We start from the raw sequence: 11,413 nt of genomic DNA, 5'->3' as shown, positions 1-11,413 counted from the left end.
AGCGGCACCCGTCACCGCGAGGGAGCCGTTCAGCGCCCCCGCCAACGCGACGCGCTCTGCAGCCTTCTCCCGACGCGTCCCGGTCTCGGCGACCAGCCAGTCCGCGGTCGACACGGCACCGATCCCCGCGGCGACGCGGCGGGCATCGGCGTCGGCCAGCAGCCGCAACCGCGCCGCTTCCAGCCGCGCCGCCTGGCGCTCCAGCTCCACGACCGCGCCCCGCACGTCGGCGTCCGAGCACTGCCACCACGACGCCGACAGCACCCCGGAGACGGCGCCCGCCAGCGCGGGGACGACGTCGCCGCAGGCCACCTCCACGACCCCCACGCTAGAGCCCACCACCGACAGTCCGAAGACCGAAACCGACTTCTGACCTGCACCGATGGGTGGCGGGATCCCATGATCACGGGGGGTGGGGGCGCGTCAGGCGGCCTGGCGGGCGTCCTCGCGGACGGGCGCGGCGGGCTGGGGCGCCAGCGCCAGGCGAGGGGCGTTGCGGTGCTGGTGGCTGGTCATGAACCGCCGCTCGACGAGCCGGTGGAACCCGTAGGAGACCACCAGCGACACCGGCACCCACACGAGCAGCTCCAGGGCGAAGCGCTGCCCGGTGCTGAGGTCGGCGTCCAGCGCGAGCAGGTTGCCGAAGTTGATCACCGGCGAGTGCACGAGGTAGAGGCTGTAGGACCACAGCCCCAGCCACACGAGCGGCCGGGACTCCAGGACGGCGTGCACGGCGCTGGGGCGCTCCTGCGCCGAGCGCTGCGCCATCCACACGAGCAGCATCGCCACGACGACGCCGAGGACGACCTCGGTCAGCCACGCCTCGCGGCGCACGTCGTCCGTCCAGACGAGGAAGACGGCGGCGGTCGCGAGCGCGGCGGTCGCCGTGGCCGGCCCGAGCCAGCGGTGCTGGCGTCCGCGCGTCACCACGACGGCGGCGGCCATGCCGAGGGCGAAGTCGGCCAGGAACCACGGGTGGGCGTCGTCGAGGCCGGGCAGCGCCCAGTGCAGCCCCCAGCCGACCGCGAGCGCCACCCCGATCCCGCCCAGCGGCCCGAGCCGGCGCCACACGGGCAGGAGGAGCAGGGGCAGGAGGAGGTAGATGTGCCACTCGGTGCCCACCGACCACGCGGGCCCGTTGATCTGCAGCCGCCAGTCGGGGTCCAGGTGGTGGACGACGAGCAGGTGCGAGAGCAGCCCGCCGCCGGTCACGGGGATCCGGCTGTCCCACGCGGTGCCGCGCTCGGTGCCCATGAACGGGACGACGGCGATGACGAGCAGGCCCAGCACCAGGGAGGCGTAGTAGGGCGGCAGCAGGCGCCGCGCGCGCCGCCTGAGGTAGGCGAGCGCCCCGCCGCGCAGCTCCAGCCGCGGGCTGCGCGCGACGGGCAGCATGAGCACGAAGCCGGACAGGACGATGAACACCGGCACGGCGAACTGGCCGAGGTTGATGCGCTCGAGCAGCTCCGGCAGGTCGCGCTCGGCGCTGCCGGAGGTGCCCGAGGCCGTGTAGGCGTGGTTGAGGAGGACGGCGAGCGCGGCCAGCGCCCGCAGACCGTCAGCGAAGAGCACCCGCACCCACCTGCACCGTCGTCGTCAGCATCGTCGAAGACCCTAGGTCGCGAGCAGACGCGCCGCTCGTCGGCGGTCACGCTGAGCGACGGGTGGTCAGGACCGAGGGGCGGGGCGCTCCAGCGGCGGGACGACGCCCGGGTGGTCCGGCTCGTCGACCCGCTCGGGGGGCAGCGGGTGCCGTCGTCGCCAGCTGCGCTCGGCCAGGCCGACGACCTGCGTCACCGCGGTGATGAGTAGGGCGAAGGCGATCGCGCGCACCCAGCCCTCGCGGAAGAGCAGCCAGTGCAGCGGCACCATCACGGCGATGCCGACCAGGGCGCCGCCCACCGGGGACCTCATCACCCGGCGCAGCGGGCCCACCTCTACCTCGCTCACGGCCGGAGCCTGCCAGCAGGCCGACCCGCGGACGATCGCGCGTCGGCGAACGGGGGGCGGCGAGGTCCCATGATCACGGTGGGTGGCCGGGTGGGTGGAGGGAGGGAGCGGGGTGGGGGCGGGGAGCGGGGTGGGAGCAGGATGGGCGCCGTGAAGGCGATCCAGGCCCGGTCGGCGGGCGGTCCCGAGGTGCTGCAGCTCGTCGACGTCGACGACCCCACCCCCGGCCCCGGTGAGGTGCTCGTGCGGGTCGCCGCGGCCGGCGTCAACTTCATCGACACGTACCAGCGCGGCGGCGTCTACCCGATGGACTTCCCCTTCGTCCCGGGCAGCGAGGGCTCGGGCGAGGTCGTCGCGGTCGGGGACGGCGTCACCTCGCTCGCGGCGGGCGCCCGGATCGCCTGGGCCGACGCCCCGGCGTCCTACGCCGAGCTCGTGCGCGTGCGCGCCGAGGTGGCGATGCCCGTGCCCGACGGCGTGGACGACGAGACGGCCGCCGCCGTGCCGCTGCAGGGGATGACCGCGCACTACCTCACGGCGTCGACGTTCCCGGTGGCCGAGAGCCAGGACGTGCTCGTGCACGCGGCGGCCGGCGGCACGGGCGCGCTCGTCACGCAGCTCGCCACCGCCCGCGGCGCCCGGGTGATCGCCACCACCTCGACCCCGGAGAAGGAGGCGCTGGCCCGCGAGGCCGGCGCGGCCGAGGTGATCCGCTACACCGAGCTGGCCGACCTCACCCGCGACCTGCCGGCCGCCGTCCGCGACCTCACCGGCGGGGCCGGCGTGCACGTGGTCTACGACGGCGTCGGCAAGGACACCTTCGAGGCCTCGCTGGCCTCGCTGCGGGTGCGCGGGATGCTCGTGCTCTTCGGCGCCTCCTCCGGGCAGGTGCCGCCGTTCGACCTGCAGCGGCTGAACCGCGCGGGCTCCCTGTACGTCACGCGCCCCACGCTCGGCTCCTACACCGCGGACGCCGAGGAGCGCCGCTGGCGGGCGGGCGAGGTCTTCGACGCCGTCCGCTCCGGTGCGCTGCGCGTGCGGGTCGACCACCGCTACCCCCTGGCGGACGCCGCCCGCGCGCACACCGACCTGGAGGCGCGGCGCACCACCGGCAAGCTCCTCCTGCTCCCCCGCGGCTGACCGCGCTGGGCCCGCCGGGGGATCATCGCGCCCCCGGGGGTGTGCCTCCAGGCCGGGGGGGTACTACGACGAGGTGACCTCCGACGCACCGGCGGGCCCGGCGTCGCTGGACCGGCTCCCCCTCCCTCCCGACCCGGCCTCAGCGGGGGCGGCGCGTCGGTTCGTGCGCGAGCTCCTGGCCCGGACCGGGCCCTACCCCGCCGGACTGCTGGAGTCTGCGCTCGTCGTCGCCTCCGAGCTGGTCACCAACGCCGTGCGCCACGCGGCCGGTGCGCCGCTGACGATCGTGGTCCGCACCTCGCCGAGCCAGATCTCCATCGGGGTCGAGGACACCAGCACCGACGAGCCCTCCGTGGTCGAGGCCTACGACGGCGGCGGCCGCGGGATGGTCGTCGTGGAGGCGATGAGCAGCCGCTGGTCGGTGCAGCAGCGGCCCGACGGCAAGGTCGTCTGGGCGGTGTTCGACCTCACCGACGCCGCCTGAGCCCGGCGGCCGGCGTCCTCAGGTCGCCGGCGGCGCGGCGTGGGCGCGCAGGACGCACGAGCCCCCGGTGAGGGACTCCCACGGCCCCGGGTGGAGGAGCACCGACGCCGAGCCGGGCGCCGCCCCGGCGCGCACGCGGGCGAGGGCCGCGCCGTCGGACCCGGGCCCGGCCAGCGCTGCGGCCGCCGCCGAGACGGCCGGCTCGTGGGCGACGACGAGCACGGAGCCCGCCTCGGCCGGCAGTTCCGCGAGCACGTGCACCAGGGCCGTCGCCGACGCCTCGTAGAGCGCCGGCTCCTCGCGCACGGTGCCGGGGTGGAGCACCTCGGCGAGCTCGGCCCAGGTCTGCGCCGTCCGCTGCGCCGGGGAGACCAGCACGAGGTCGGGGTGCCCGGCGCCGCTGGCGCTCAGCCACTCCGCCGCCGCCCGCGCCTGGGCCCGCCCCCGCGCCGTCAGCGGGCGCGCCAGGTCGGCGTGCGGCTCCGGCCCGGGAACGGCCGTGGAGACCGGAGGGGCCGCCTCGGCGTGCCGGAGCAGCACCAGGGTCAGCCCTGGCGCCACCCCGGACGCCGGGCGGCCGTCGTCCACCTCGACCTCAGGTGGAGGGTCAGGAACCGACGGCGTGCACGCCGCCGTCCACGTGGACGATCTCCCCGGTGGTCTTGGGGAACCAGTCCGAGAGCAGCGCCACGACGGCCTGCGCCGGGGGCACCGGGTCCTTGACGTCCCAGGCGAGCGGAGCGCGCTCGTCCCAGGTGGACTCGAAGGTCTCGAAGCCCGGGATCGCCTTGGCGGCGGTGGTGCGCACCGGGCCGGCCGCGACGAGGTTGGAGCGGATGCCCTGCGGCCCCAGCTCGCGGGCCAGGTAGCGGTTGACCGACTCGAACGCGGCCTTGGCCACGCCCATCCAGCCGTAGACCGGCCACGCCAGGGAGGCGTCGAAGGTCAGGCCGACGATGCTCGCGCCGGGCTGCAGCAGCGGCTTGGCGGCGACGGCCAGCGCCTGCAGCGAGTACGCCGAGACCTGCATCGCGGTCGCGACGTCCTCCCACTGGGCGGTGAGGAAGTTGTCGCCCATCGTCGACTGCGGGGCGAAGCCGATGGAGTGCACGACGCCGTCGAGGCCGTCCACGTACTCGCCGACCGCACCGGCCAGGGCGGCGAGGTCCTCGGCGCTGGAGACGTCGAGCTGGACCACCGGCGCCGGTGCCGGCAGCCGCCGGGAGATCACCTCGGTGATCCGCATCTGCCGGCCGAAGGAGGACAGCACCACGGTGGCCCCCTGCTCCTGCGCCAGGCGGGCGACGTGGAACGCCATGGAGGAGTCCGTCAGCACCCCCGTGACCAGCAGCCGCTTGCCCTCGAGAAGACCCATCAGTGCCCCATCCCCAATCCACCGTCGACCGGGACGACCGCCCCGGTGATGTACCCCGCCTCCGGCCCGGCCAGGAAGCGGACCACCTGGGCCACCTCCTGGGGCGATCCGAACCGCCCCGCCGGGATGGACGCCTTGTAGGCCGCCTGCTGCGCGTCGGGCAGCGCGGCGGTCATGTCGGTCTCGATGAAGCCCGGCGCCACGACGTTCGCGGTGATGCCGCGCCCACCGACCTCGCGGGTCAGGGAGCGGGCGAGCCCGACGAGCCCGGACTTGCTCGCCGCGTAGCCGACCTGGCCCGGGGAGCCGTAGAGGCCCACGACGCTGGAGATCAGCACCACGCGGCCGCGGCGGAGGCGGACCATGCCCTTGGCCGCCCGGCGCACGCACCGGAAGGCGCCGGTGAGGTTGGTGTCGAGCACCGCCTCGAAGTCCTCGTCCTTCATCCGCAGCACGAGCTGGTCGTTGGTCACCCCGGCGTTGGCCACGAGCACCTCGACCGGGCCGTGCGCCGCCTCGGCGGCGGCGAAGGCGGCGTCCACGCTCGCGGAGTCCGTGACGTCGCAGGCCACGGCCAGCGCGCCGTCCGGGACGCCGGCCTGGTCACCGGAGCGCGACGTGGCCACGACGCGGTCGCCGCCGGCGACGAGCGCCTCGACGATCGCGCGGCCGATGCCGCGGTTGCCGCCCGTCACGAGCACGCTGCGCCCGCCCGTTCCCGCGTCCGTCACAGGTGCTCCTCCCGACCCGGCCGACCCCGGCCGCCCTCGCTCCCGGCCCCGACGACCGACCCGGAACGCTACCGACTCCCTCCCGGTAGCGTGGCACGCCGTGCGCGCCGTCCAGATCACCGAGTTCGGTGGACCCGAGGTCCTGACCCTCGCCGAGCTGCCCGAGCCCGTTCCCTCGCCCGGCCAGGTGCTGCTCTCCGTGAGCTCGGCGGGGGTCAACTTCGCCGACTCCCTGCAGGCCGCGGACGCCTACCTGGCGCCGCAGGAGCTGCCCCTGGTGCCCGGCTCCGAGGTCGTGGGCACCACCCCCGACGGACGCCGGGTGGTCGCCCTGACCGGCACCGGCGGGTACGCCGAGCGGGCCGTGGCGCACGCCGGCGCGGTCTTCGACCTGCCCGACGGCGTCGACGACGGGCAGGCCCTGGCCCTGGTGCTGCAGGGCACCACCGCCTGGCACCTCCTGCGCACGAGCACGCACCTGGCCGCCGGCGAGAGCGTCGTCGTGCAGGCCGGCGCCGGCGGCGTGGGCAGCCTCGCCGTGCAGCTGGCGAAGCTGTGGGGCGCCGGGCGCGTCATCGCCACCGCCTCCACGCCGGCCAAGCGCGCGCTGGCGACCGACCTGGGCGCCGACGCCGCCGTCGACCTGACCGGCCTGGACGCCGACGGCGTGGCCGCCGCGCTGCGCGAGGCCAACGGGGGCCGCGGCGTCGACGTGGTGCTGGAGATGACCGGCGGCGCCGCCTTCGACGGCTCCCTCGCGGCGCTGGCGCCGTTCGGGCGCCTCGTGACCTTCGGCGCCGCCTCGTCCCGGCCGGGCTCCCCGGTCGACCCCTCGGCGCTGCTGACCCGCTCCGCGTCGGTCAGCGGGTTCTGGCTGGCGCAGCTGCTCGGGCGCCCGCACGCCCTCGACGTGGCCGTGGAGGAGCTGCTGTCCCTCACCCGCGCCGGCGCCCTGCGCCCGGTGGTCGGCGGGCGCTACCCGCTGGCCGAGGCGGCCCGGGCCCACGAGGACCTGCGCGCGCGGCGCAGCACCGGGAAGCTCGTGCTCGACGTCACCGCGTGACGTCGCGGGGTGACGTCGCGGAGTGACGTCGCGGGGTGACGCACCTCTCCTCCGGGGGAGGCGCGCTCCTGCCTGCGCAGACGTACCGTTGACGGGTGGCACGCAAGCCCGACAGCACCTCCTCCGACGAGGTCTACTCGATCACCGCCGCCCGTCGTCCGCACCAGGACGACCTGGACTCGCGGATGGTCAAGTACCTGGTCTCCATGAGCATCCGCACGCTCTGCTTCGTCCTCGTCCTCGTCACCCCCAGCCCGTGGCGCTGGTTCTTCGCGGTCGGGGCGATCGTCCTGCCCTACGTCGCGGTGATCATCGCCAACGCCGGCGGCGAGCGCCGCGGCCCGGCCCCGCAGCCCGTCGTCCAGCCCCCGGCACCGCAGGCCCCGGTGCGCCTGGCCCTCGGGGAGGCCACCGTCATCGTCCAGCAGCCGGCGTCCGCGCCGACCTCCGCGCCGACCTCCGCGCCGGCGTCCGGGCCACGGCCCGCGAGCGCTCCCCTGGCCCCCCACGGGCCCGCCCCGGCGGGCGCCCACCCCGCGCACCCTCGGTGAGGCCGTCCCCACGGTGAGGCACGCGGTGCGTCCGCGCGGTGGCACCTGGGCCGCGACCGTCGCCCGCGGGGCGGCTGCCGGGCATCCTGGGCCCGCCTGGTCCGTCCCCCCCGTCGGACCGAGCACCCGGACGCCGGGCGGCTCCCCCGCCGCCCGGCGTCCACCTCCGCGCCACCGCGAGTCCACCCGGCGGCCGCTCGGGGGTATCGCGCCCTGCCCGGGAGAGGCAGAATGGCTCCATGCCGGTCGAGCGTCACGAGCCCCCGTACGACTCCGCCTGCAGCGCTCGTGGCTGCCGATCCCGCGCCACCTGGGCGCTGCGCTGGAACAACCCCCGGCTGCACACCGAGGAGCGGCGCAAGACCTGGCTCGCGTGCGACCCGCACCTCGCGGGGCTGAGCGAGCACCTCGACGTCCGCGGCTTCCTGCGCGAGACCGAGGCCCTCGGCAGCCCCGACCTGCTCGCCCAGCACCAGGCCAGCTGAGCCCCCTCCCCCGCCGCGGGCGCGGCGGGGCGGGCCTACCGTCGTAGCGTGCTCCGCCTCCTGCTGCAGCCGCGCTGGCTGCGCGCCGCCGCCCTCACGGCCGTGGTCTCGGTCGTCTGCTGCCTCCTCGGGGTCTGGCAGTGGCACCGCCGCGAGGGCAAGCTCGAGCGCATCGCCCTGATCACCGCCAACTACGACCGCGACCCCGTGCCGCTGGCGGAGCTGCTCCCGGACGCCGGGGCGCCGCTCCCGGCGGGCCGCGAGTGGACGCCGGTGAGCGCGCGCGGCACCTACGCCGCCGACGAGGCCGTGCTCGTGCGCAACCGGCCCCGCAACGGCTCCTACGGCTACCTCGTGCTCGTGCCGCTGCGCCTGGACGGCGGGGGCACCGTGCTCGTCGACCGCGGCTGGATCCCCAGCGGCGCCACCGGCGAGGCCCCCGGGGCGGTGCCCGACCCGCCCGCCGGCGCGGTGGCCGTCACGGGCCGGCTGCGCCCCAGCGAGCCGGCGGACGAGCGCGACGCCCCGGCGGGCCAGGTGCAGACGATCGACCTGGACGGCGCCGTGGCCACCGCCCTGCGCGCCTCGGGCCCGGCCGGCGCCGCGGACGCCGAGGCCCTGCGGACCGGCGCGTACGTCTCGGTGGTCGCCGAGGACCCGGCGCCCGCGCAGGAGCTCGTGACGGCCCCGAAGCCGGACCTCGACGAGGGACCGCACCTCGGCTACACGCTGCAGTGGTTCGTCTTCGCCGCCGGGGCCTGGGTCTTCTTCGGCGTCCAGCTGCGGCGCACCGCCCGCGACGAGGCCGAGGACGCCGTCCTCGCCCCGGCCGCCGCACCCGCGGTCCCGCCGCGCCGGCGCCGCGCCCCCTCCGACGAGGAGACCGAGGACGCCCTGCTCGACGCCCGGGACGGCTCACGGTCGTGACGGCGCACGGCCCTGACAGCGCGCCGGGAGCGGTTTCCCGAACGCCCCTCGGCGCCCGGCCGCCGTCCGTACGCTCGGCGGCATGGACTACCCCGTGATGTGCCCCGCCTGCGGCGAGGGCGGCCGGTTCCGGGTCGACGCCGGGTCGGGCGGCGTGCCGCTGTGGGTCTGCCCCGAGGGGCACGGCACCATCCGCCGGGCCGGCTCGCTCCCCCGACCGCGCCGCAGCCCGGCTGCGGAGGGCGTCGCGCCGACGCCCGCCGGCGCGCTCCGCGCCTGACCGCCCCGCGGGGGCCTGGACGCGCGGCGTCCCGGCGCGCGACGATCCGGGCATGAGCGCGGAGCAGGACCAGCCGTCGACGGACGGGCTCGCGGACGGCCTCGCGGAAGGGCTCGCGGACGACGCCGACGAGGGCGCCGCCCGCCAGCGCTGGAGCCACCTGCCCGAGCGCGTGCGCCCCGAGGACGCCGTGGGCACCCAGCCCGTCCCTCGCGCTCCTGAGGAGGTCCCGGACGCCGGGCTCGCTCGCGAGCAGCACCTCTGGGGCGCCGGCTGAGCCTCAGCCCTCGGACGCGCGGGTGAAGCGCCCGCTCCACTCGCGCAGGAGCTCGCGCAGCGCGGGCGGCTCCACCTCGCTGACCTCGGCCCCCGCCGTGCCGAGCGCCAGGGCGGCCCAGTCGAGGGTGTCGGTGCGCATCCGCAGGCGGCACTGGCCGTCGCCGAGGTCCTCCACGTCGGCCCAGCGGCCGAGGCGGGCGCGGACGGCGTCCGCGGGAGCGGCCAGCACCGCGGAGACGCGGTGGTCGCTGGGCTGCTCCTCGATGCCGCGCCGCACGAACGCGGCGGCGTCCGGGGCCGGCAGGGTGCGCGGGCGGAACCGCGTGCGGTCCGGGACCAGCGCACCGACCCGGTCGAGGCGGAAGGAGCGCCAGTCGCTGCGGGTGAGGTCGTAGGCGACGAGGTACCAGCGGCGTCCCAGGGGGACGAGCCGGTGCGGCTCGATCCTCCGCTCGCTGCTGCGCCCGTCGGCAGCGGTGTAGGAGAGCGCGAGGCGCTCGTCGTCGCGGCACGCCAGGGCCGCGGTGGTCAGCACCGCCGGGTCGACGTCGGCGTCGGCGCCGTCCCAGCGCGCCGGGACGGTCATGGAGCGCAGGGCGTCCACGCGGCGGCGCAGCCGCGGCGGCATGACCTGCACGACCTTCGCCAGGGCGCGCACCGACGACTCCGCCGTCCCGGCGACCGCGCTGGAGGCCGCCGCGTGCAGGCCGACGGCCAGCGCGACGGCCTCCTCGTCGTCGAGCACGAGCGGCGGGAGGACGGCGCCGGGCGCCAGCTGGTACCCGCCGTCGGTGCCGCGCTGCGCCTGCACCGGGTAGCCCAGCTCGCGCAGCCGCTCGACGTCGCGGCGCAGCGTGCGCGGCGAGACGCCGAGGCGGTCGGCGAGGGCCGGCCCCGCCCACGACCGCTGCGCCTGGAGCAGCGAGAGCAGGCGCAGCGTCCGGCTGCTGGTGCTGGCCACGCCCCCATCCTCCTCCCGCAGCGGCCAGGAAGTGGCCGCAAGCCCCCCTAGCGTCGTGAGCACCGGAACGACCACGACGGAAGGCGGACCCATGACCACCACCGACACGACCGACACCACCCCGAGCGCCCCGAGCGCCCCGAGCGCCCGCGTGCCGGACGGCGAGCGCTCCGACCTGCTGGAGACCCTCGCCGCCCACCGGTACTTCCTGCGCTACACGGTGCGCGACCTCACCGAGGAGCAGGCGCGCCGACGCACCACCGTGAGCGAGCTGACCCTCGGCGGGCTGGTCAAGCACGTCGCCGCCATGGAGGCCCAGTGGGTGGACTTCATCGAGCGCGGCCCCGCGGCGATGGCCGCGGGACCAGGCGACGAGGTGGAGTACGCGGGCGGGTTCCAGCTCGCCGACCGCGAGACCCTCGCCGACGTCCTGGCGCGCTACGACGCCGTCGCGGCGCGCACCGACGCCCTCGTGCGCTCCTGGCCCGACCTCGACGCCGCGCACCCGCTGCCCCCGGCCCCGTGGTTCGAGCCGGGCGCCACCCGCTCGGCCCGCCGCGTGCTCCTGCACCTCGTCGCCGAGACCGCGCAGCACGCCGGCCACGCCGACATCCTCCGCGAGGCCCTCGACGGCGCGAAGACCATGGGCTGAGCGTCAGGAGCGCTCGACCGCCAGCACCATCCCGGCCGCTCGGAGCCGGTCGGCGAGCGCGGCGCCCATCGCCGTCGCCGGCGTGAGGACGCCGGCCCGCGGCGGCAGGCGGTCGCGGTCCAGGGCCAGGCACAGCGCGCTCTGGCCGAGCATCACGGCGGTGGCGGTGTAGCCGGGGTCCCCGGTGGCCGCCACCGTCGCGGTGTAGCGGGCGCCGGACTCCGTCTCGGCCACGACCTCGATCCGGAAGCGGCCCTCGCGCCGCGCCCGCTCGCTCGGCCCCTCCCCCGGCCCCGGCAGCAGGCGGTCGAGCAGGGCCCGTCCCGGCGGGAGGGCGGAGGCGGCCAGCGCGCACCGGCGCCAGCGGTCCGGTGCCGCACGCCACCACCTCGCGGTAGCGGAAGCCGCGGCCGTAGGCCCAGCCCTGCAGCGCGCTGCTGCGGCGCACGACCCGGGTGTTGAACGAGGCCATGGCGAACGGCGCCGTCCAGGTGCCGAGCCCGGGCTCGCGGCGCACCCCGCGCGGGCTGCGCTC

The 11,413-nt window shown here is 77.1% G+C and carries 15 protein-coding genes and 2 pseudogenes; 9 read left to right on the top strand and 8 right to left on the bottom strand.

Going from position 1 to position 11,413, the window contains the following annotated elements; translation table 11 throughout:
• The 3 genes and pseudogenes from AC5FZL_RS11835 to AC5FZL_RS11825 form a co-directional block, all read right to left on the bottom strand.
• Positions 1-318, bottom strand: a pseudogene (locus AC5FZL_RS11835) (hypothetical protein); the annotation flags it as partial.
• A 105-nt stretch (positions 319-423) separates the two neighbouring features.
• Positions 424-1,572, bottom strand: coding sequence for an acyltransferase family protein (locus AC5FZL_RS11830; protein WP_493618847.1), 1,149 nt, complete (start codon positions 1,570-1,572; stop codon positions 424-426).
• Positions 1,573-1,668: 96 nt separating this feature from the next.
• Positions 1,669-1,950, bottom strand: coding sequence for a hypothetical protein (locus tag AC5FZL_RS11825; RefSeq protein WP_493618845.1), 282 nt, complete (start codon positions 1,948-1,950; stop codon positions 1,669-1,671).
• 150 nt (positions 1,951-2,100) lie between these two features.
• Between AC5FZL_RS11825 and AC5FZL_RS11820 the strand changes: the two genes are divergently transcribed.
• Together AC5FZL_RS11820 and AC5FZL_RS11815 are read left to right on the top strand one after the other, a co-directional pair.
• Positions 2,101-3,090: a quinone oxidoreductase family protein gene (locus tag AC5FZL_RS11820; RefSeq protein ID WP_493618843.1), complete on the top strand. Its 990-nt coding sequence runs from the start codon at positions 2,101-2,103 to the stop codon at positions 3,088-3,090.
• Complete coding sequence (locus AC5FZL_RS11815; protein WP_493618841.1) at positions 2,975-3,574, top strand: ATP-binding protein; 600 nt, start codon at positions 2,975-2,977, stop codon at positions 3,572-3,574. Before AC5FZL_RS11820 ends, AC5FZL_RS11815 begins: the two co-directional genes overlap by 116 nt.
• An 18-nt stretch (positions 3,575-3,592) precedes the next feature.
• On the opposite strand, the gene AC5FZL_RS11810 is transcribed toward AC5FZL_RS11815, so the two are convergent.
• Genes AC5FZL_RS11810 through fabG form a run of 3 tightly spaced genes read right to left on the bottom strand, consistent with a single transcriptional unit; the run spans position 3,593 to position 5,680 of the window.
• Positions 3,593-4,162 (bottom strand): SixA phosphatase family protein, encoded by a 570-nt coding sequence (locus tag AC5FZL_RS11810; RefSeq protein WP_493618839.1) that lies wholly within the window; start codon positions 4,160-4,162, stop codon positions 3,593-3,595.
• A 19-nt stretch (positions 4,163-4,181) separates the two neighbouring features.
• On the bottom strand, positions 4,182-4,949 hold the full coding sequence (fabI, locus tag AC5FZL_RS11805; RefSeq protein ID WP_493618838.1) for an enoyl-ACP reductase FabI: 768 nt from the start codon (positions 4,947-4,949) through the stop codon (positions 4,182-4,184).
• On the bottom strand, positions 4,949-5,680 hold the full coding sequence (gene fabG, locus AC5FZL_RS11800; protein WP_493618836.1) for a 3-oxoacyl-ACP reductase FabG: 732 nt from the start codon (positions 5,678-5,680) through the stop codon (positions 4,949-4,951). The genes fabI and fabG overlap by 1 nt, the downstream gene beginning before the upstream one ends.
• 100 nt (positions 5,681-5,780) lie before the next feature.
• Here fabG and AC5FZL_RS11795 point away from each other — a divergent pair, with 100 nt between their 5' ends.
• The 6 genes from AC5FZL_RS11795 (at position 5,781) to AC5FZL_RS11770 (ending at position 9,263) form a co-directional block, all read left to right on the top strand.
• Complete coding sequence (locus AC5FZL_RS11795; RefSeq protein WP_493618834.1) at positions 5,781-6,743, top strand: quinone oxidoreductase family protein; 963 nt, start codon at positions 5,781-5,783, stop codon at positions 6,741-6,743.
• 95 nt (positions 6,744-6,838) lie between these two features.
• Positions 6,839-7,294 (top strand): DUF3099 domain-containing protein, encoded by a 456-nt coding sequence (locus tag AC5FZL_RS11790; protein ID WP_493618832.1) that lies wholly within the window; start codon positions 6,839-6,841, stop codon positions 7,292-7,294.
• A gap of 239 nt (positions 7,295-7,533) precedes the next feature.
• Positions 7,534-7,779 carry a hypothetical protein gene (locus tag AC5FZL_RS11785; protein ID WP_493618830.1) on the top strand — a complete coding sequence of 82 codons (246 nt, stop codon included), beginning with the start codon at positions 7,534-7,536 and terminating at the stop codon, positions 7,777-7,779.
• 48 nt (positions 7,780-7,827) lie between these two features.
• A complete protein-coding gene (locus tag AC5FZL_RS11780; RefSeq protein WP_493618828.1) occupies positions 7,828-8,706 on the top strand; it encodes an SURF1 family cytochrome oxidase biogenesis protein in 879 nt (292 codons plus the stop codon).
• Positions 8,707-8,788: 82 nt separating this feature from the next.
• Positions 8,789-8,986: a hypothetical protein gene (locus AC5FZL_RS11775; RefSeq protein ID WP_493618826.1), complete on the top strand. Its 198-nt coding sequence runs from the start codon at positions 8,789-8,791 to the stop codon at positions 8,984-8,986.
• A 52-nt stretch (positions 8,987-9,038) separates the two neighbouring features.
• Positions 9,039-9,263: a hypothetical protein gene (locus tag AC5FZL_RS11770; protein WP_493618824.1), complete on the top strand. Its 225-nt coding sequence runs from the start codon at positions 9,039-9,041 to the stop codon at positions 9,261-9,263.
• 3 nt (positions 9,264-9,266) lie between these two features.
• On the opposite strand, the gene AC5FZL_RS11765 is transcribed toward AC5FZL_RS11770, so the two are convergent.
• Complete coding sequence (locus tag AC5FZL_RS11765; RefSeq protein ID WP_493618822.1) at positions 9,267-10,226, bottom strand: helix-turn-helix transcriptional regulator; 960 nt, start codon at positions 10,224-10,226, stop codon at positions 9,267-9,269.
• A gap of 91 nt (positions 10,227-10,317) precedes the next feature.
• On the opposite strand from AC5FZL_RS11765, the gene AC5FZL_RS11760 reads away from it, so the two are divergent.
• Positions 10,318-10,878 (top strand): DinB family protein, encoded by a 561-nt coding sequence (locus AC5FZL_RS11760; RefSeq protein WP_493618821.1) that lies wholly within the window; start codon positions 10,318-10,320, stop codon positions 10,876-10,878.
• Between the two features lie 3 nt (positions 10,879-10,881).
• On the opposite strand, the pseudogene AC5FZL_RS11755 reads toward AC5FZL_RS11760, so the two are convergent.
• Positions 10,882-11,413: pseudogene (locus AC5FZL_RS11755) on the bottom strand (saccharopine dehydrogenase family protein); the annotation flags it as partial.

It is taken from the genome of Quadrisphaera sp. DVD1 (genome assembly GCF_058932755.1).
Note: the sequence above shows the minus strand (reverse complement) of the source record. Positions and strands in the feature narration are given on the sequence as shown.